The organism is Pseudomonas sp. TJI-51, from assembly GCF_000190455.2.
Taxonomy (GTDB): Bacteria; Pseudomonadota; Gammaproteobacteria; order Pseudomonadales; family Pseudomonadaceae; genus Aquipseudomonas; species Aquipseudomonas juntendi.
The window spans coordinates 23,717-45,827 of the sequence record NZ_AEWE02000131.1 but is presented as its reverse complement, the minus strand read 5'-3'; the positions used below and the strand labels follow the sequence as shown (position 1 = coordinate 45,827).

The window sequence follows — 22,111 nt, the reverse complement described above, 5'->3', positions numbered from 1 at the left end:
GGAGCCCACACCATGCACGTTCTGCTCTGCGAGGACGACGACCTGATCGCCGCCGGCATCTGCGCCGGCCTTACCGCCCAGGGCCTGACCGTCGACCGGGTGGGCAACGCCGCCGCTGCGCGGGCCATGCTGCAGGCGGCGCAGTTCGACGTGATGGTCCTCGACCTGGGCCTGCCCGACGAAGACGGCCTCAAGCTGCTGCGCCGCCTGCGCGAAAAAGGCGAGACCTTGCCGGTACTGGTGCTCACCGCGCGCGACGCCGTCACCGATCGCGTCGATGGCCTGCAGGCCGGTGCCGACGATTACCTGCTCAAGCCCTTCGACCTGCGCGAGCTGGCTGCACGCCTGCACACCCTGCTGCGGCGGGTGGCGGGGCGGGCGGTCAATGTGATCGAGCACGGCCCGCTGCGTTACGACCCCAGCAGTTGCGAGGCGACCCTGGCCGGCCAGCAGGTCGACCTTTCCCGCCGTGAACAGGCGCTGTTGCAGGCCCTGCTGCAAAACCCCGGGCGGGTGTTGTCCAGCGAGCAGTTGAAGGACTGCGTGTATGGCTTCAGTGACGAAGTGGAAAGCAACGCCCTGAACGTGCATATCCACCACCTGCGGCGCAAGCTCGGCAACGGTATCGTCGAGACCGTGCGCGGCCTGGGCTACCGCCTGGGCCCGGCGCAGGCACCGGAAGAGGCCGCACCATGAGCCTGCGGGTACGCTTGAGCCTGATCCTGGGCAGTGCCTTCATCATCATCTGGGTGCTGGCTGCGGCATGGATGCTGCGCGACCTGCGCCAGCAGATGATGTTTTCCCTCGACCAACGGCTGGTCGCCTCGGCGCGCATGGTCGCCGGGCTGATCGACCAGTTGCCGCAGCCATTGACGGCCAAGGGCGGCGAAGCGCATTTCTCGGCCGACCAGTTCAGCGTGCCGGACGGCATGGCCTGCCAGGTCAGCTCGCTGCGTGGCGAAATCCTCGCCAGCAACCACAAGCACGATGGGACCATGGATGACGAGCGCAGCGGCTTCCGCGACCAGACCATCGACGGCGCTTCGTGGCGCACCTTCACCTACAACCATGGGGATGTGCGCATCACCACCGCCGACCGGCATATGGAGCGTGAAGCGCTGAACCAGTCGATCCTGCTGGCGGCTTCGGCGCCGGTGCTGATGGCCCTGCTCGGTAGCCTGGGGTTGTTGTGGATCGGCCTGGGCAAGGGCTTGGAACCGCTCAACCGCATGCGCGATGCCTTGCGCCGCAGGCGCGCCGACAGCGTGGAGCCGTTGCAGGTGGCGGGCCTGCCCAGCGAGTTGCAACCGTTGCTGGACACCCAAAACCAGCTGTTCCTGCGCATTGCCCAGACCATCGAACGCGAGCGGCGCCTGACCGACGATGCTGCGCACGAGTTGCGCAGCCCGTTGACCGCAATCAAGACCCACCTGCAGGTGGCGCGCATGACCGATGGCGCCGTGCGCGAGCAGGCACTGGAGCATGCCGAGCAGGGCGCCGACCGCATGCACCGTACCCTTGAGCAGTTGCTGATGCTGGCACGGGTGGAGGGCAGCCTTTCGTTCGAGGATGGCGTGCAGTGCAGCGCCGAGCAGGTGGCCCGCCAGGCCGTACAGGACGCGGGCGGGGGTGACAACCGGCGTATCGTGTTGCGCCTGCCTGAAGAGGCCACGCAGATCTACCTGGGCATGCCGGCGCCGCTGGCAGTGGCCGCGCTGCGCAACCTGCTGGACAACGCCCTGCGCCATGGCGGCGAACAGGCAGTGGAGTTGGAGGTGCAGATGGCTGACGGGCAGGTGGGCTTCATGGTGCGTGACCATGGGCCGGGGATTGCCGAGGCGGATCTGGAACACCTTACCGAGCGTTTCTGGCGCAGCGGGCAGAGCGGTGGTTGCGGGCTGGGGTTGGCGATCGTGCAGGCGATCGTGCAGCGGTGTGCCGGTAGCCTCAGGTTCGACAGCAGTAGCGATGGCTTGCGGGTGTGGTTGCAAGTGCCGGCGCGTTCGAGCAGTTGATTTTCACTGCCTGTGCCGGCCCTTTCGCGGGCTTGCCCGCACCCACAGGTACTGCACAGGGCCTGACCCTGTGGGAGCGGGCAAGCCCGCGAAAGGGCCGGCACAGGGTGAGTAAAATCCAGTAACAACCGCTAAATCCTCCCAGCACTCAAGCGTTTTCCAAGCGACGAACACCCGCACTTTCGCTCGCTTGCGAGGATTTACCCATGTCCACCGCTTCCAGCCTTGCCCAGGTCCCGCCGGCCAGCGTGTCGCAGGCCCTGTACGAATTCACCGACTCACCGTTGCTGCAACGCCAGCAACAGCAGGAGTCCAACGCCCGCAGCTACCCACGGCGCATCCCGCTGGCGCTCAAGCGCGCCAGGGGTATCCACGTCGAAGACGTCGAAGGCCGACAGTTCATCGACTGCCTGGCGGGCGCCGGCACCCTGGCGCTGGGCCATAACCACTCGGTGGTGATCGAGGCGATCCAGCGTGTGCTGGCCGATGAGATCCCCTTGCACACACTCGACCTGACCACACCGGTCAAGGACCGCTTCGTTCAGGACCTGTACAGGATCCTGCCCGAGGCCCTGCGCCGCGAGGCCAAGGTGCAGTTCTGCGGCCCGACCGGGACCGACGCCGTGGAGGCGGCCCTCAAGCTGGTGCGCAGCGCCACCGGGCGCAGCACCGTGTTGGCCTTCCAGGGTGCCTATCATGGCATGAGTCAGGGGGCGCTGAGCCTGATGGGCAGCCATGGTCCCAAGCAACCGCTGGGTGCCTTGTTGAGCAGCGGCGTGCAGTTCATGCCATACCCGTACGACTACCGCTGCCCGTTCGGCCTGGGCGGTGAGGCCGGGGTCAAGGCCAACCTGCATTACCTGCAAAACCTGCTGCTCGATCCGGAAAGCGGGGTGCCACTGCCGGCTGCAGTCATCCTGGAGGTGGTGCAGGGCGAGGGCGGGGTGATCCCGGCCGATATCGAATGGCTCAAGGGCGTGCGCCGGATCACCGAGCAGGCGGGTGTGGCCTTGATCGTCGATGAGATTCAGAGCGGCTTTGCCCGTACCGGGCGGATGTTCGCCTTCGAGCATGCCGGCATCGTGCCGGACGTGGTCACGCTGTCCAAGGCCATTGGCGGCAGGCCGCCGGTGGGNNCCGTGGGCGGCCCCCTGCCGTTGGCGGTGGTGGTGTATCGCGACTGGCTGGACACGTGGAAACCGGGGGCGCACGCCGGCACCTTCCGCGGTAACCAGATGGCCATGGCGGCGGGTTCGGCGGTAATCGATTACCTGGTCGAGCATCGCCTGGCCGAGCATGCCGAGGCCATGGGGCTACGGTTGCGTGGGCACCTGCAGCGCCTGCAGCGGGACTACCCGCAGTTGGGTGATATCCGTGGCCGGGGCTTGATGCTGGGCGTGGAGCTGGTCGACCCGCAAGGCCAGCCCGATGTGCTGGGCCACCCACCGGCTAACCGCGACCTGGCGCCCAAGGTGCAGCGCGAGTGCCTCAAGCGTGGCCTGATTCTGGAGCTGGGAGGGCGACATGGTGCGGTGGTGCGCTTCTTGCCGCCGTTGATCATCAGCGGCGAGCAGATCGATGAAGTCGCGCAGCGCTTTGCCGAGGCGTTGATCGCGGCGGTCTGACTGATTGGCGGGGCCACAAAGCGGCCCCGCCAATAGCCTATCCATCACCGTCGCCGCTTCTCCAGCCACCAGGCGTGAAACCCACTGCTGGCGCTACTGATCTCTTCCCGCAGGGTTTCCATTCATAACCGCATGACGTCACCGTAGGCCAAGTTCGGCGCACGCATTTGAAGGCGCCCGGCCGCGCGGCTGCAGGGGCTAAATCGGCCTCGCGCAGTTTCGTCCTTGTGGGATGACTGGACCCTCTGGTCCCGCTTCCTATTGCTAAGGACGCATCGCATGAATGCCGAAGATTCGTTGAAACTCGCTCGCCGCTTCATTGAACTGCCGCCGGAAAAACGCCGTTTGTTCCTGGCCGCGCTGCAACGAGAGGGGGTGGATTTTGCCGTGTTTCCGATCCCGGGCAATGTCGCCGAGGCCAGCCGTGACCGGCTCTCGTATGCACAGCGGCGCATGGCGTTCTTGTGGCAGCTGGACCCACAGGGCGCGGCCTACAACCTGCCCATGGCCGTAAGGCTCAAGGGCGAGCTGAATCTTGTCGCGCTGCAAGCTGCGTTCGATCAGTTGGTGGCCCGCCACGAAAGCCTGCGCACACGCCTGCGGGCCGACGCCAACGAATGGCTGCAGGAGGTACTGCCGCCCGCTGCAGTGGCCATCACCCGCCACGACCTCAGCCTGCTCGAGGCCGGCGAGCGCGAGCAGCAGGTCCTCACGCTCGGCGCCGCCGAGGCGCAGGCGCCGTTCGACCTGGTGCAAGGGCCGCTGCTGCGGGTGCAACTGGTGAAGTTGCAGGCGCAAGAGCATGTGCTGATGTTGACGCTGCACCACATCGTCGCCGACGGCTGGTCGCTGAATGTACTGGTCGACGAGTTCGTGCAGCTGTACGACGCCGCGTGCAGCCAGGTACCGCTGTCGTTGCCGGCCTTGCCCATCCAGTACCGCGACTACGCCCTGTGGCAGCGCAGCTGGCTGGAGGCGGGCGAGCAGGAGCGGCAAATGGCGTACTGGCGCGACAAGCTGGGCGACGACCATGCGCCGCTCGACTTGCCGTTCGACCACCCGCAGCAAGCGCTGCCCAGCTTGCGCGGCAAGCGTGTGGAACTGCAGCTCGAGGCGGACCTGGCAGCGCGCCTGGCCAGCCTGGCCAAGGCCCATGGCGTGACCTTGTTCATGGTGCTGCTGGCCTCGTTCAAGTTGCTGCTGCAGCGCTACAGCGGCCAGCGGGCCATTCGCGTCGGCGTACCGGTCGCCAACCGCCACCGCAGTGAAGTGGAAGGCCTGATCGGCTGCTTCATCAATACCCAGGTGCTGCACACCGAGATCGACCCGCTGATGGACGTGGCGCAACTGCTGCTTCGGGTCAAGGACACCGCGTTGGGGGCCCAGGCCCACCAGGACCTGCCGTTCGAGCAGTTGGTCGAGGCCCTGGGCGTGCCGCGCAGTGCCAGCCATACCCCGTTGTTCCAGGTGCTGTTCAACCATCAGGCGGCCATCGCCGATGCAGGGCAGATTCAGCTGGTCAGCGGCCTGACCCTGGAAAAAGTCGCGCTGGACAAGCACAGCGCACGTTTCGACCTGTCGCTGGACACCTACGAGAGTGCCGGCCGCCTGCACGCGGTGTTCACCTATGCCGTGGACCGCTTCGAACCGCACACCGTGGCGACGCTCAGCCAGCACTGGCTGCGCCTGCTACAGGGCCTGACCGAGCGTGCGCAAGGCCCGGTGGGCGAGCTGGTGCTGGGCGATGAAGCGCCCTTGGTCGTGCCCCAGGCGTTTGACGCCCCCGCGGCGGTCCACACGCTGATCGATGCCGCTGCCGCACGCGATCCGCAGCAGTTGGCGGCAGTCAGTGGCAGCCAGCAGATCAGCCATGGCGCCCTGCAAACCCGCGCCGAGGGCCTGGCCCGGGTGCTGCTGGGCGCCGGCGCGCAGCCCGACGAGCGGGTGGCGGTGCTGGCCGATCGCTCCATCGACATGCTGGTCGCCATCCTGGCCGTGCTCAAGGCTGGTGCTGCCTACCTGCCGCTGGAGCCGGAGCAGCCTCAGGCGCGGCTGGATTTCATGCTGGCCGACAGCCAGGTCAAGCGGGTACTGGCCCCGGCGGGGCGGCTGGAACTGGCGCCCGGCATCGAGCGTATCGACCCCACGGGTGATTACCCGGCGGCGCCGTTGCCGCGCGTGCCTGTGCACGCCGACAACCTGGCGTACGTGATCTACACCTCCGGTACCACCGGCACACCAAAGGGCGTCGCCATCAGCCATGGCGCCCTGGCCAACTATGTGCAAAGCGTGGGCGAACGCCTGCGTATCGACGAACTGCGCAGCCTGGCGATGGTCACCACACCGGCGGCAGACCTGGGGCACACCATGCTCTTCGGCGCCCTGTGCAACGGCAAGACCTTGCACATGCTGGCCAATGATACGGTGCTGGACGCCCAGGCCTACGCGCACTACCTGCAACGGCATGCCATCGACGCGGTGAAGATGGTGCCCTCGCACCTGCAGGCGATGCTCGCCGCCGGCAGCGATGCCCTGCCTCGGCGCTGCCTGGTGGTCGGCGGTGAGGCCATCAGCCCAGCGCTGATCGCGCGCATCGCCGCGCTGGCACCTGGGCTGCGGCTGCTCAACCACTACGGCCCGACCGAAACCACGGTCGGTGTGCTGACCCATGAGGTCCACGGCCAGGCCTTGCTGGGGCGCCCGCTGGGCAACCTCAGCGCGCAGGTTTTCGACGCCTGCCTGCTGCCGGTGCCCGCTGGCGCGCGCGGCGAGTTGTACCTGGGCGGTGCGGGCCTGGCCAGGGGCTACCTGGGGCAGCCGGCGCTGACCGCCGAGCGCTTCGTGCCCGACCCTTCGGGCCAGGGCGGGCGCCTGTACCGCAGCGGCGACTGGGTCCGCCGTGATGGCCACGGCCAACTGGCGTTCGCCGGGCGCATGGACGGCCAGTTGAAGATCCGTGGCTATCGCGTGGAACTGGCGGAAATCGACAACTGCCTGCGCCAGTTACCCGAGCTGGACACCGCCGTGGTGCGCGTGGTCGGCGAGCAGGACAACCGGCAACTGGCCGCCTACCTGGTGCCCAGGGCGTGGCCTGCGGACGAGGCGGGCCGGCAGGCCTGCATCGACGCCACCCGCCAGGCGCTGCGCCAGACGCTGCCCGAGCACATGGTGCCGCGGTACCTGATGCTGTTGCCGCACCTGCCGGTGACAGCCAACGGCAAGGTCGACCTGCAAGCCCTGCCGCAGGCGGTGACCACCCAGGTGGACTACCGTGCCCCGGTAACCGCGCTGCAAGCGGAGGTGGCGGCAATCTGGGCCGAGGTGCTGCAAGTGGACCAGGTGGGCCTGGACGACAATTTCTTCGCGTTGGGCGGCCACTCGTTGCTGGCCACCCAGGTGGTGTCGCGGATCCGCCAGCAGTTGCAGCGGGAAGTGGCCTTGCGCGTGCTGTTCGATACCCGTGACCTGGAGGCGTATGCCCAGGTACTCGAAGGCCTGGAGCAAACCGGCGGCGGCGCCATCGCGCTGCTGGACCGCAGCGAGCGCCTGCCCGTCTCCCATGCCCAGTACCGGCAGTGGATGTTCTGGAAGCTCAACCCCGACAGCACCGCCTACAACACGCCACTGGCGGTGACCTTGCGCGGCGCGCTGGACCTGGGCGCCCTGCAGGCCGCCTTCGATGCGCTGGTCGCGCGGCACGAAAGCCTGCGCACCGTGTTCGCCGAGCACGATGGCCTGCCCTGGCAGGTGGTGAAACCGGCCGCGCCGGTGCTCATCGAGTCCCAGGACCTGATCGGTCTGTCACGCGATGCGCTCAAGCCTCACTTGGACCAGCTGTTCGCCAGCCCCTTCGACCTGGCCCAAGGGCCGCTGCTGCGCGTCGCGCTGTGGCGCACTTCCGCGCAGGAGCACCTGCTGGCCGTGTCGTTGCACCATATCGTCTCCGACGGCTGGTCGATGAGCGTGATGGTGCGCGAGCTGGCCGCCGCGTACAACGCCCGCACCCAGGGGCAGGCCGACCAGCGCCCGGCGCTGGCGGTGCAGTACGCCGACTATGCCGGCTGGCAGCGCCAGCGCCTGGCCGAGGGCCAGTTGCAGGCGCAGCTGGCGTTCTGGAAGGCCAACCTGGAGGACGATTTCGCGGTGCTGGAGTTGCCTGCCGACCGCTTGCGTCCACAGCAACAGAGCTACCGCGGCGGGCGCATCGACGTGCAACTGCCCGCCGAACTGACCGGCCAGCTGCGGCGCCTGGCGGTGGCAGCCAATGCCACGCTGTTCCATGTGTTCCTGGCCTCGTTCGCCCTGCTGCTGTCGCGCTACAGCGGGCGGCAGACCCTCAACATCGGTATTCCCGTCACCAATCGCAACCGCCTGGAACTGGAAGGCCTGATCGGCTTTTTCGTCAATACCCTCATTGCCCGGGTCGGCATCGTGCCCGCGCACACCTTTGGCCAGTTGCTGGCCGCGGTCAAGGAAACCACCCTTCAGGCCCAGGCCAACAAGGACATCCCCTTCGACGTGCTGGTCGAGCAGCTCAAGCCGGAGCGCGGCCTGGGCCACAACCCACTGTTCCAGGTGATGTTCAACCACCTGCTGGATGTGGGCGAGAAGGTCTCCAGTGACAGCGTGCAGGGCTTGCACGCGGAAGAAGTGCAGTGGCTGGAGCAGACCACCCAGTTCGACCTGTCGCTGGACACCCTGGAGCGCTCGGACGGTGTGACCGCGACCTTCAACTATGCCACCGACCTGTTCGATGCCGAGCGCATCCAGCGCCTGGCGGGGCACTGGCTGACCTTGCTGGCCAGCCTCGGTCAGGCCGAGGTGGCTGTTGCCGAGCTGCCGATTGTAGATGCCGCGCAGCAGCGCCAGCTGGTCCAGGACTGGAACCCGCTGCCCACCGCCACCGCACTGGCGCCTGACACCCTGCAACTGATCGAAGCCCAGGCCCAGGCACGGCCGCAGGCCACGGCGTTGGTGCTCGACGCCCAAAGCATGACTTACGGCGAGCTGAACCGCCGGGCCAACCGCCTGGCGCACCGCTTGCGCGAACAGGGCGTGGGCCCCGACGTGCGGGTCGGCATCGCAGCGCAGCGCAGCCTCGAACTGATCGTCGGCCTGCTGGCGGTTCTCAAGGCCGGTGGCGCCTATGTGCCGCTGGACCCGTCCTACCCGCGCGGGCGGCTGGTGCACATGCTCCAGGACAGTGGCATCGAACTGCTGTTGAGCCAGGCCGAACTGGCGTCGAGCCTGCCAGACCTGGCAGGCGTGCGCCGCATGCACCTGAGTGCGGCGCAGGAGGCATTGGCGGGCGGCAACGAGGGCAACCCGCAGCCGCTGACCGTGGCAAGCAACCTGGCCTATGTGATCTACACCTCCGGCTCCACCGGCAAGCCCAAGGGCGTGGCCATCGCTCGTGGCGAACTGTCGGCGTTCTGCCAGGTGGCCGCGGAGTATTCGCGACTCACCCCTGAAGACAAGGTGTTGCAGTTCGCCACCGTCAGCTTCGACGGCTTCGTCGAGCAACTGTACCCGGCGCTGTGCGTGGGCGCGCAGGTGGTGATGCGGGGCGAACAGCGCTGGGACATCGAGACGCTGACCGACACCATCGTCCGCCAGGGCGTGACCGTGGCCGACCTGCCCACCGCGTACTGGCGGCTGTTCGCCGCGCACATGCGCGGTGCGTCGTCCTGTGGCGCCCTGCGCCAGGTGCACGTGGGCGGCGAAGCCATGCCGCCCGAAGGCCTCAACGACTGGTTTGCCTCCTGCCTCACGGGCGTGCGTCTGCTCAATACCTACGGGCCGACCGAGGCCACGGTGGTGTCGACCGTGTTCGACTGCTCGGCCAGCGCCTTGCAGGCGTTGCCCAAGGCCAGCGTACCGATCGGCACGGCCATCGGTGGGCGTGCCACCTACCTGTGCGACAGCGGCTTCACGCTGGCGCCCGTGGGGGTGGTGGCAGAGCTGTTGATCGGCGGCAACGGTTGCCTGGCGCGGGGCTATTTCAACCGGCCGGCGCTGACCGCCGAGCGCTTCGTGCCCGACCCCTTCGACACCAGCCTGGCAGGCGGTGGGCGCCTGTACCGCACCGGTGACCTGGCGCGGTACCGCACCGATGGTGTGCTGGAATACAGCGGGCGGATCGACCACCAGGTCAAGGTCCGCGGGTTCCGGGTGGAAATGGGTGAGATCGAGGGCCACCTGCTGGGCCACGCCCTGGTGCGCGAAGCCGTGGTGCTGGCGCAGCCGACCGCCAACGGCGTGCAACTGGTGGGCTACGTGGTGCCTGCCGAGGCTGGGCAGGCCGGCGACCTGCAGGCCGAAGCGGCGCTGCGTGACACTTTGCGCGATGCGCTCAAGGGCAGCCTGCCCGAACACATGGTGCCGGCGTTCCTGCTCATCCTTCCGGCATTGCCGTTATCGCCCAACGGCAAGCTGGACCGCAAGGCGCTACCGGCGGTCGATGCCAGTCTGCTGCAACAGGCCTACCAGGCCCCGGCCAGTACCCTGGAGGCGCAGGTCGCCGACCTTTGGGCGCAGGTGCTCAAGCTGGACCGCGTGGGGCGCGCCGACCACTTCTTTGAGCTGGGCGGCCACTCGTTGCTGGCCACCCAGATGATCTCCCGGGTCCGTCAGGCCCTGAGCATCGACCTGCCGCTGCGCAGCGTGTTCGAGGCCCCAGTGCTGGCCGACTTCGCCGCGCTGGCCGGGGGCGCGGCGCGCGCAACCCCGGGCGGCATTCCCCAAGTGGACCGTGACCAGCCTCTGGCGCTGTCCTACGGCCAGCAACGTCACTGGTTCCTCTGGCAGTTGCAACCTGACAGTGCGGCGTACCATGTGCCGGCCGTGCTGCGCCTGACGGGGGCACTGCATGTGCCCGCCCTGCAACGCAGCTTCAATGACCTGATCGCGCGCCACGAGCCGCTGCGCACGACCTTCTGCCAGGACGGCGACCAGGTGCGCCAGGTCATCCACGCCAGCCTGCCACTGGCGTTCGCCGTGGAGGATGCGCAGGCCTGGGACGATGCCCAGGTGCAGGCGCGCATCGACGCGGAAATCCAGTGCCCCTTCGACTTGCAGCACGGGCCGTTGATGCGCGTGCGCCTGCTGTCGCGGGGCCAGGCCGAGCATGTGCTGATCGTCATCCAGCACCACATCGTCACCGACGGCTGGTCGGTGCCGATCATGCTCGACGAGTGGGTGCAACTGTATGAGGGGCACCGCCAGGGGCAGCCCGTGACACTGCCGGCGCTGGCGATCCAGTACGCCGATTTCGCCCAGTGGCAGCGCCAATGGATGGCGGGCGGCGAACGCGACCGCCAGCTGGCCTACTGGCGCGCCCAACTGGGCAGCGAGCAGCCGTTACTGCAACTGCCTACCGACCGGCCACGGCCCAACGTGCAAAGCCACGCTGGCGCACGCCTGGCGCTGCAGCTCGACGCACCGCTCACCCAATCGTTGCGGGCGTTGGCATCGGCGGCCGATGCCACGTTGTTCATGGTGTTGCTGGCGGGTTGGCAAAGCGTGCTGCAACGTTACTCGGGCCAAGCCGATATCCGTGTCGGCGTGCCCATCGCCAACCGCACGCAGGTGGAAACCGAGCAGTTGATCGGCTTCTTCGTCAACACCCAGGTGATGAAGGCCGAATTCGCCCCCGACACCACCTTTGCCGGCTTGCTGGCCCAGGTGAAACAGGCCGCCCTGGGCGCGCAGATGCACCAGGACCTGCCGTTCGAGCAACTGGTGGAGGCTTTGCAGCCCGAGCGCAGCCAAAGCCACAGCCCGCTGTTTCAGGTCATGTTCAACCATCAGGGCCAGGCCCAGGGCGACCGCCGCACGCTGCCGGGGCTGAGCCTGGAGTTGTGGCCGCATGCCCATGGCACCGCGCAGTTCGACCTGACCCTGGACACCGTCGACAATGGCACCACCCTGGCGGCGTCGCTGACCTATGCGACCGAACTGTTCGATGCCGCGACCGTCGAGCGCCTGGGGCGGCACTGGCTGCGGTTGCTGCAAGCGGTCGCCGCTGCGCCGCAGCAGGCAATCGCCCGGGTGGCGTTGCTCGATGCCGACGAACAGCGCCATACCGTGCAGGCCTGGAACCCGCGCACCGCGCACTATCCACAAGGCCATTGCCTGCACCAGCTGATCGAGCAGCAGGTGGTGCGCAACCCGCAGGCCATCGCTGTAACCCTGGGCCGCCAGCACTTGAGCTATGACCAGCTCAATCGCCGGGCCAACCGCCTGGCGCACCGCCTGCGCGAGCTGGGCGTAAGGCCGGATGTGCGCGTTGGTGTGGCGCTGGATCGCAGCCTGGAGATGGTCGTCAGCCTGTTGGCCATTCTCAAGGCCGGTGGCGCCTACCTGCCGCTGGACCCGCATTACCCGAGCGAACGCCTGGCCTACATGCTGGAGGACAGTGGCGTGCAGTGGGTGCTGACCCAGCCGCACCTGCAGCAGCGGCTGTCGGCCGGCCCGGCGGTGCAGTGCCTGGAGGTGGGCAGCGGCGAGGGCGCCTGGTCGGCCTACAGCGAGGCCAACCCCGACAGTGGTGCGCATCCGCAGAACCTGGCGTATGTGATCTACACCTCCGGCTCCACCGGCAAGCCCAAGGGCACCTTGCTCGCGCACCAGAACGTCACGCGCTTGTTCGCGGCGACCCAGGGCGATTTCGGCTTCGACGCCGGGGATGTCTGGACGGTGTTCCATTCCTACGCCTTCGACTTCTCCGTGTGGGAGCTGTTCGGCGCGCTGCTATATGGCGGGCGGGCGGTGATCGTGCCGCAGGACGTGGCACGCTCGGCCGAAGATTTCCATGAGCTGCTGGTGCAGGAGCGGGTCACGGTGCTGAACCAGACTCCTTCGGCGTTCAAACCGCTGATTCGCGCCGCCTGTGCCGGCGCCCGCGAGGGCAAGGCACTTGCCCTGCGCTATGTGGTGTTTGGCGGTGAAGCGCTGGATGTGGCCAGCCTCGCACCCTGGTTCGACCAGTTCGGCGATGCCACACCGCGGTTGATCAACATGTACGGCATCACCGAGACCACGGTACACGTCACCTACCGCCCGGTGACCCGCGCGGACTTGCAGGGCGGTGTGACCAGCCCGTTGGGCCGGGTCATCGACGACCTGACCTGGTACCTGCTGGACGAAGCGTTCGAGCTGGCGCCACAGGGTTGCCGGGGTGAGCTGCATGTCGGCCGGGCCGGCCTGGCCCGGGGCTATTTCAACCGCCCGGCGCTGACCGCCGAACGCTTCGTGCCCGACCCCTTCGACACCAGCGCGCAAGGAGGCGGGCGGCTCTACCGCACGGGCGACCTGGCCCGTAGCGCAGGCAATGGGGTGATCGAGTACAACGGCCGTATCGACCACCAGGTCAAGGTGCGGGGCTTCCGCATCGAGCTGGGGGAAATCGAGGCCCGGCTGGTGGAGCAGGCGGTCGTGCGCGAAGCCGCGGTGCTGGCCCAGGAAGGGCCGGGCGGCACGCAGCTGGTGGCCTATGTGGTGCCTGCCGAAGCGCTGCCCGGCAGCCTGGAGGCCCAGCAGGGCCTGCGCGACAGCTTGCGTAGCGCGCTCAAGGCGGTGCTGGCCGAGCACATGGTGCCGGCCCATCTGCTGTTTCTCGCCAGCCTGCCATTGACCGCCAATGGCAAGCTCGACCGCAAGGCGTTGCCGCAGCCACAGACCGACCGCCAGGGGCATGCCTATGTCGCGCCCGAGGGTGAGCGCGAGCAGCAGGTGGCGGCGATCTGGGCCCAAGTGCTGGACGTCGAGCGGGTAGGGCGCAGCGATGACTTCTTCGCCCTGGGCGGGCATTCACTGCTGGCGACCCAGGTGGTGGCGCGGGTGCGCCAGCAACTGGCGCCGGGCCTGAAGCTGCGTGCCCTGTTCGATCACCCGCGGCTGGACGCGTTTGTCGCCTGCCTGGGCCATGACGAACAGGCGCGGCCAGCGCTGCCGCTGTTGCAGGCCCGCGCCGTCAGCACCCAGGCGCCGCTGGCGCTGGTGCAGCGCCGGTTGTGGGTGGTCGAGCAACTGTCCCCAGGGAGTGCCGCCTATGGCATGCCCATGGCGTTGCGCCTGCGCGGCGAACTGTCGGTCGAGCTGCTGCGTGCCAGCCTGCAGGCTGTGGTCGGCCGCCATGAGGTGCTGCGCACCACCTATGGCCAGGACAGCGAGGGCGAACCGGTTGCCCTGATCGCACCACACCTGGCCGTAGACCTGCCATTGCACGACTGGTCGCAGTTGAGCCGCGCCGAACAGGAGGCCCAGGTGGCGGCCCAGGCGCTGGCCAACGAAGCCCATTCGTTCGTGCTCGATCAGGGGCCGCTGCTGCGTATGCAGCTCGCCCGCCTGGGGCCGCAGGAGCATGTGCTGTTCTATTCGATGCACCACATTATCTCCGATGGCTGGTCGATGGCGGTCATGGCCAACGAACTGGTGGGAATCTATGCCCGCCTGCGTGCGGGGGACCACACGCCGCTGCCGCCACTGGCGCTGCAATACTCGGACTTCGCCCACTGGCAGCAGGCGCTGCAGGACGCTGGCGTGCTGCAGCAACAGGCGCAGTACTGGGCACGGACCCTGGCTGGCTACTCCGGGCAGTTGCCGTTGCCGCTGCGCCAGCCGCGGCCTGCCAAGGCCAGCCATGAGGGCGGCACGGTCCCGTTCCGCCTGCGCGAAGGTTTGACCGCGGCACTCAACGCCTTGGCGGCGCAGGCCCAGGTCACCCTGTACAGCGTGATCCTGGCGGCCTTCCAGGCCTACCTGCACCGCCTGACCCGCAGTGACGATGTGGTGGTGGGCGTCGACTACGCCGGCCGCCAGCAGCCTGAACTTGAAGGGTTGATCGGTTTCTTCGTCAACGTCCTGCCGGTGCGCTCACGCCAGCTGCCCGGCAGCACCTTCGCCCAGTTCCTGGCGCAGGGGCGCGAGCAGTTGCTCAACGCATTCGAGCATCAGGACCTGCCGCTGGACATGATCGTCGAGGCCGCACGGGTACCTCGGCACAAGGGCATCAGCCCGCTGGTGCAGGTGCTGTTCGTGATGAACGACCTGCCACTGCCCACCGCGGGTATCGACGGGTTGAGCGTCGAGGCGCTGCCCAGCGTGTCGCAGCAGTCGAAATTCGACATGGCGCTGTTCGTCGAACAGGGTCAGCAGGCCGAGCTCAGCGGCCATTGGCAGTATGCCTCGGCGTTGTTCGAGCAGGCTGAGATCCAGGGGTTCGTGGACGGCTGGATCGCCGTTCTCGAGCAGATCACATGTGACCAGAGCGTGAGAGTGGAAGACATGAACGTGCCAATGCAACACGCGGCGGCCGGCCCGGCAGTACCTGCCGGCAAAGCCAACAAGCTGGACAAGTTCCTGAAAAAGAACCAGGCCCGTCCGGCAGGGCAAGCGCAGCAACCGGTGCGCGAGTCCCTGCTGGTGCCAGAGCAGGTGTTCCCGTTGCTGCTGGAACCGACTGACCCCGGCCTAGACGTGACCGGCTGGATCGCGGCCAACCGCGCCTGGGTCGAGGAAAAGCTGGTTCACCACGGTGGCATCCTGTTCCGCAATTTCAGCATCCCCGACAGCCAGGCGTTCGAGGCGTTCGCCGAGGCGGTGCAGCCAGGCCTGTACGGCAACTACGGTGATCTGCCGAAGAAGGAGGGCGGGCAGAACACCTACCGCTCCACGCCTTACCCCGAGAAGAAGATGATCCTCTTCCACAACGAAAGCGCCCACCAGGACAGCTGGCCGCGAAAGCAGCTGTTCTACTGCGAGCTGCCGTCGCCGGTCGGCGGCGCCACCCCGGTGGTGGATTGCCGGCAGATGTACCAGCGCCTGCCCACCGCCCTGCGTGAGCGGTTCGAGCGCAATGGCTTGCTGTACGTGCGCACCTTCACCGGCAAGCTCGACGTGTCCTGGCAGCATTTCTTCAAGACCGAACAGCGCGCCGAAGTCGAGGCCCGCTGCCAGGCCTCCGGTATCCAGTGGCAGTGGCTGGCCGATGACGGGCTGCAGATCCGCACGCCATGCCCGGCCATCATCACCCACCCGGTGAGCGGTGCGCGGTCGTTCTTCAACCAGGTGCAGTTGCACCACCCTTACTGCCTGGATGCCGACGTGCGCGAAGACCTGCTGACGCTGTTCGGCAACGAGCGTATGCCGCGCAACGTGTATTACGGCGATGGTTCGCCGATCGAGGACGAGGTGATGCAGCGCATCGGCGAACTGTACGAAGCCTGCGCGGTGCGTTTCGACTGGCGCAAGGGCGACGTGATCCTGCTGGACAACATGCTGATCGCCCACGCCCGCGACCCCTTCGAAGGGCCGCGCAAGATCGTCGTCGCCATGGGCGACATGCTCGACCGGGCCAGCCTGGCGGCGACCCAGGTACAGCCACAGGAGGTGGACGCATGAGCACGCCAATGTCTGAAAGCGTTGCCCTGTGCCCGCAACAGCAAGTGACCCTGAAGGCCCTGCAGCGCGCCACGACCTTCGCCCAGGCGTGCCGGCAGGTCACCCTGCACATCCAGGGCGAGCTGGATGTGCCGCGCCTACAGCGCGCCGTGGCCGCGCTGCCCGAGCTGCACCCCGAGCTGACCGCGCGGCTGCAGACGGTGCCGGGCTTCCACGGCCTGCGCTGGTGCCCTGGCGCCGACCGCGCGCCATTGGCATTGGCCGCGCACCTGTCGGCGTTGCCTGCCGAGGCGCTTGAGCAGCAGCGCCAGGCCTGGTTGGACTCGCCGTTCTCCCTGACCCAGGGCCCCTGGGCGCAAGCCTTGCTGCTGCGCCTGGACCAGACGCATTGGCAACTGACCCTGGCGGTGGCCAGCGTGCTGGTCGATGGCCCTGGCATGGGCCTGCTGGCCGAAGGGCTGATTACCCTGTACCGGGCACCTGATACACGCCAGGACGAGGCGGCCGGGTGCTTCGAGCAGTACCTGCAATGGCGTGCGGAAACGGCCATCGACGAGGATGCCGGGCAGGCCCAGCGTTACTGGCACGATCATCTTCAGGGTGAGGCGAGCGGCCATGCCAGGCTGGCGTATCGCCTCGGCGACAGCCGTGGAACGCCGGTGCAGCGGGTGCAGGTCGCACTCGACCCGGCGCTGAAGGCCGGCCTGCAAGGCCGGGCCGCCGCATTGCAGGTGGCAGTGCCAGCCTTGTTGCAGGCCGCCTGGTGGGCGCTGCTGGGGCGGGTCAGCGACCAACCCGCTTTCCTCGCTCAATGGCGCCATGACGGCCGCGAGGACTATGACTACTTTGCCCAGAGCGCCGGCGTGCTGGAAAAGGCCCTGCCGGTGCCGGTGCGTATTGATGAAAGCCAGCGCTTCGATGCGTGGGTGAGCGCGTTCGCCGCGCTGGCGGCGCAGCACGTGACCTGGCAGGAGTACTGGGCGGCGGCGCCTGACCAGGCGCTGCCCGCCCTGGGTTTTGCCGCTGTGCGTGAGTACTGCGTCGACGCCCCGTCGGGGTGGCGCCTGGAGCAGGTGGCGCAAGGCGCTGATGGCTGTGAACTGATGCTGCAGGTGCAGCTGTCGGCGCAGGGTGAATGCAAGGCACTGGCGCTCGATTTTCTGCCCGACTGCTACAGCGCTTCCAGCATGCAGCGTCTGCTCGAACAGTTGCTGATGTTGCTGCAAGGGGTTGTCGATGACGCCACGACCGCGATCGGCGCGCTTGACCTGGTCGGTGCGGCGGAGCAGGCACGCCTGCTGGCCCTCAACCCGGCAGTACCGACGTCGCCGGCGCCATTGCTGATGGCCCGGCTGGCGCAGTGGCTGGCACAGGCGCCGAGCCGCGATGCGCTGGTGCACGGCGAGCAGCGCCTGAGTTACGCCGGCCTGGGGCAGCGGGTCCGGCGACTGGCTGCCGGCTTGGCTGCCCAGGGTGTGGGGCCGGGGGCCCGGGTGGCCGTCGCCTTGCCCCGTTCGAGTGCCCTGGTGGAATCGATCCTGGCCACCTGGTGGCTGGGCGCGGCCTATGTGCCGCTGGACCCACATTGGCCACAGGCCCGCCAGGCCAGCATCGTCGGCCTGGCGGGCGCGGCCTGGCTGCTCGGCCAGCCCGCGCAGTCAGATCTGTGGCACGCGCAGGGTGTGCAGTTGCTCGACCCGGCGGCGCTGGTGGTGCAGCAGGCAGACGACGGTGCGCAAGCTTGCCCGTTGCAGGGCGACGAGGCGGCCTACGTGCTATTCACCTCCGGCTCCACCGGCGAGCCCAAGGGCGTGGTGATCGAGCATCGGCAGTTGGCCAACTACCTGGCCGGTGCCACGCAGCTCATGGGCCTGGAGCAGTGCTCGCGGTTCGCCTTCACCAGCGGCGTGGCGGCGGACCTGGGCAATACCACCCTGTTCGGTGCCCTGTACAACGGGGCTTGCCTGCTGGTGGCGGATGAAGACACCCTGCGCGACCCCGAACGCTTCAGGGACTACCTGGTGGCCGGCGAGGTCGATTGCCTCAAGATCGTCCCTTCGCACCTGGGCGCCTTGCTCGAAGCCGAACAACCACGCCTGCCTGGCACCCTGGTACTGGGTGGCGAGGCGCCAGCCCCTGGCCTGCTCCAGCGGGTCTTCCAGTTGCGCGCCGATTGCCGCGTGTTCAACCACTATGGCCCCACCGAGGCCACGGTCGGGGTGATGGTGCAGGTGCTGACGCCTGAGCCGCTCGGCCACGGGCCGGTCGGGCTGGGCAGCGTGCTGCCGGGCAACCAGGTGTACGTGCTGGATGCACGGCACCGCCTGGTGCCCCCTGGCGTGCTGGGCGAGCTCTACATCAGCGGCCGGCAGCTGTGCCGGGGCTACCTGAACGACGCGGGCGAAGCCTTCGTCGACCACCCGTTCGCGCCGGGAGAGCGGCTGTACCGCACGGGCGACCTGGCCCGTTACCGCGTTGATGGCAGCCTGGCCCTGCATGGGCGCAGGGACCAGCAGGTCAAGCTCAATGGCTTCCGGGTCGAGCTGGCGGAGCTTGAGGCCGAGCTGCAGCGGGTGGCCTGTGTGCGCGAGGCAGCGGTGGTCGCGGTACCTGCCGAGGACGCCCAGGCGGGGCTGCAGCCAGCGGCCTTCGTGGTGGTGCAGGCCGATGAGCAGAACCCGCAAGCCAGTATCCGCCGCGACCTGGCCTTGCGCCTGCCGGAGCCGTTGCTACCACGGCGTATCCAGGTGGTGGCGCAGTTGCCCCGGCTGGCCAATGGCAAGGTCGACCGCCAGGGCTTGGCGAAGCTGGCACCGCAGGCCCCGCAAACCGAGCAGCAGCCAGCCCGCACGGCGCTGGAACGCCTGCTGGCCAAGCGTATGGGGCAATTGCTGGAGCAGCCGGCGCTGGGCCTGCACCAGGACTTTTTTGCCGCAGGCGGTCACTCGTTGCTGGCAATCAAGCTGGTGGCGGGCATTCGCAACGTGCTGCGCCGCGAGGTGAGCCCGGCCATGGTGTTCGACAACCCGACCGTGGCCGAGCTTGCCCAGGCCCTGGGCGCATTGCCCGGCAGCGATGCGCAGGCGCTGGAAGCGCTGGCCCGTGCCCACTTGCAACTGGAGGCATTGCCGCCGGAGCAGCGCGCGGCACTGGAAGAAAAGGCCCGGCGCCTGCGCGAAACGCAGCGCTGAACCGAGGGCCCGGGTGCGTCCGCGCCCGGGCCTGTTCACAAAATTGCAAAAAACTCTAATTTCTCCTGAGCGTCGCTCGTCTCATCTACGCCTTCATCCAAGGCGTAGGTGCCGGCGCAGCTCGGGAAGGGGGCTGCGGGGCGTCATTTTTACGCCAACTATTAGAAAAAATCATCACAGCAAGGGGATTACAATGGGTTCCGTAGTACGGCAAGGGCGACGCAAGGCGTCTGCACTGCAAAAGAGCATGCTTTGCCTGTCGGTATCGGCGGTGCTGCTGGCCTTGGGGAACGCGGCCTACGCCAAAGAGGTGAAGGTCGATATTCCGAAACAGCCACTGGGTAGCGCCCTGCGCGCGTTCGGCGAGCAGACCGGCCTGCAGATCCTGTTCTCGCCCGAGATGATCGGCGATGCGCAATCGTCGCGCGTGTCTGGCAACATGGAATCGGAAACCGCCCTGCACATGCTGCTCGACGGCACCGGCTACAACTTCCAGATCGAGAACGGCGCGGTGATCCTGCTGCCGGCCACCAGCAGCACCAACGGCATCACCCTGCAGTCCACGGCCATCACCAGCCAGGGCATGGGCGAAATGACCGAGAACAGTGGCTCGTACACCACCGGTGCGGTAAGCGTCGGTTCCAAGACGCCGACCAGCCTGCGCGACACGCCACAGTCGGTGTCGGTGCTGTCCAGCCAGCTGATCGAAGACCGCAGTATCACCAGCCTGCAGGACGCGCTGAAAATGGCCCCGGGCGTCACGGTGCAGAAAACCACCAGCGACACCTACGAGTTCTACTCGCGCGGCTTTAACATCGACAGCATCCAGATCGACGGTGCCGCGCCCATGGCGTTGTCGTCGGTGGCCACCAGCTTCTATTCGCGCCGCCTGTACAACCTGGCTGAATTCGACCATGTCGAGGTGCTGCGCGGTTCGGGCGCACTGTTCGGCGGCGTCGGCGACCCGGGTGGCGTCATCAACCTGGTGCGCAAGCGCCCGCTGTCGGACTTCCAGCTCAAGCTCGAGGCCGCCGCCGGTTCGTGGGACAACTACCGCACCCAGGTCGACCTGACCGGCCCGCTGACCGACAGCGGCAACGTGCGTGGCCGGCTGGTCACGGCCTACAACGACCGCCAGTACTTCACCGACAAACTGGCCACGCAGAAGCCCACGGTCTACGGGGTGTTCGAGGTCGACCTCGGCCCGCAGACCATCTTCACCCTGGGCGGCATGTACGAAAGCACCCACTCCAACTCGTCGCTGGGCTTGCCGCGCTACACCACCGGTGCCGACATCGGCCTGGCGCGGCACACCAACCTGGGGCAGAACTGGTCCTACATGGACAATATCTCCCAGGAAATCTTCACCAAGATCGACCACTACTTCGACAACGACTGGAAGCTGAACGTCTCGTACACCAATACCCGTGACGCCGGCAAGGCGCTGGCGGCGGTGTCGGGCAACGCGGTCAACCCGGTGACCCTGGCGGGGCCAGTCTGGCGGGCCAGCTACAACGTTTATTCCACCAGCCAGGACCTGGTCGACAGCAACCTGTCCGGCAGCTTCGACGCCTTTGGCCGTGAGCACCAGTTCGTGCTGGGCGCCGACTACCAGCGCGTCACCAGCCGCTGGCAGGGCTCGGGGGTGTTTACCGGCACCGGCGTGCCGATCGACGTGTTCGACCCAGGCTACTGGAAGCCGACCACCACCTCGCTGGTGACCCCGCGCGACTACAGCCCCAACACCCAGGAGCAGTACGGCCTGTACGGGCGCCTGACCCTGCAGGTGAGCGACCCGCTCAAGGTCATCCTCGGTGGGCGCGCGGCCCGTTACCACTTCCAGCAGGTCTACACCAACGCAGGCGTGGTGCAGAGCGACATCGACATGCGCGAACCGACGCGCTTCGTGCCGTACTTCGGCGCCATCTATGACCTCGACGATCAATGGTCGCTGTACGGCAGCTACTCGAAGATCTACAAGCCGCAGCAGAGCTACCTGCGCGGGCCGTTGGGCAGCAACGATGTGCTCGAGCCGCTCGAGGGCAAGACCACCGAGCTGGGCATCAAGGGCGAGCTGTTCGACGGCCGCCTGAATACCAGCCTGGCGGTGTTCTACACCAAGCGCAAGAACGGCGCGGTGCAAGACACCAACTACCCGCAGGCGTCGGTGCTGTATGGCGGCAGCTGCTGCTACGTGAACCAGGGCGAGGTCGTCAGCAAGGGCATCGAGCTGGAAGCGACGGGCGAGATCCTCCCGGATTGGAACCTGATGGCCAGCTACGTGTACAACTACAACAAGAACGAAACCGACAGCACGGCCTTGAGCACCATCACGCCCAAGCATCAGTTCAAGGTGTGGACCACCTACCAGCTACCTGACGCGTTCAAGGACTGGACCGTCGGCGGTGGCGTCGATGTCCAGAGCGCCACTTACGTCAGCGGTACCACCGTACGCGTGGACGGCAATGGCAATGTGGTCGAGTCGAACATTCCGTTCGATTACAAGCAAAGCGGCTACGCCGTCTGGAATGCCCTGGTGCGCTACCGCGTGGATGACCACTGGACGGTGTCGCTCAACGCCAACAACCTGTTCGACAAGACCTACTATCAGACGGTCTCCAGTGCGGCGAACGGCAACTTCTACGGCGACCCTCGCAACTACATGCTGACCCTGCGCGGCGAGTTCTAAGCCCGCCAGCACCTGCCGACAGGCACCTGAAACCGGCCGATCCCTGCCCAGGGACCGGCCGGTTTCGTTTCGCCGGGCAGGCCGCCAGGGCGCCCGCTGCGGGCCGCCCAGCCGTGTAAATTTCGCCGCAAGCCTTTCGTCAACTGAGGACGACGCACTTCCCGCACCCTTCGACACGAGGCCGACACT

6 protein-coding genes are annotated in these 22,111 nt (G+C 67.4%); all 6 read left to right on the top strand.

What is annotated here, in order from left to right; genetic code table 11:
* Positions 1 to 12 precede the first annotated feature (12 nt).
* The 6 genes from G1E_RS24035 to G1E_RS24010 all read left to right on the top strand — a co-directional run bounded on the left by G1E_RS24035 (position 13) and on the right by G1E_RS24010 (position 21,922).
* Positions 13 to 696 carry a response regulator transcription factor gene (locus G1E_RS24035; RefSeq protein WP_009684795.1) on the top strand — a complete coding sequence of 228 codons (684 nt, stop codon included), beginning with the start codon at positions 13 to 15 and terminating at the stop codon, positions 694 to 696.
* Entirely contained in the window at positions 693 to 2,015 is a 1,323-nt protein-coding gene (locus G1E_RS24030; RefSeq protein WP_009684794.1) for an ATP-binding protein, read from the top strand. Before G1E_RS24035 ends, G1E_RS24030 begins: the two co-directional genes overlap by 4 nt.
* A gap of 206 nt (positions 2,016 to 2,221) precedes the next feature.
* Positions 2,222 to 3,640, top strand: a complete 1,419-nt coding sequence (locus G1E_RS24025; RefSeq protein WP_047150166.1) for an aspartate aminotransferase family protein — start codon at positions 2,222 to 2,224, stop codon at positions 3,638 to 3,640.
* Positions 3,641 to 3,919: 279 nt separating this feature from the next.
* Entirely contained in the window at positions 3,920 to 16,042 is a 12,123-nt protein-coding gene (locus G1E_RS24020; protein WP_052960519.1) for a non-ribosomal peptide synthetase, read from the top strand.
* Complete coding sequence (locus tag G1E_RS24015; RefSeq protein WP_009684747.1) at positions 16,039 to 19,233, top strand: amino acid adenylation domain-containing protein; 3,195 nt, start codon at positions 16,039 to 16,041, stop codon at positions 19,231 to 19,233. The genes G1E_RS24020 and G1E_RS24015 overlap by 4 nt, the downstream gene beginning before the upstream one ends.
* Before the next feature lie 193 nt (positions 19,234 to 19,426).
* Positions 19,427 to 21,922, top strand: a complete 2,496-nt coding sequence (locus G1E_RS24010; RefSeq protein ID WP_047150165.1) for a TonB-dependent receptor — start codon at positions 19,427 to 19,429, stop codon at positions 21,920 to 21,922.
* Positions 21,923 to 22,111: the final 189 nt, after the last annotated feature.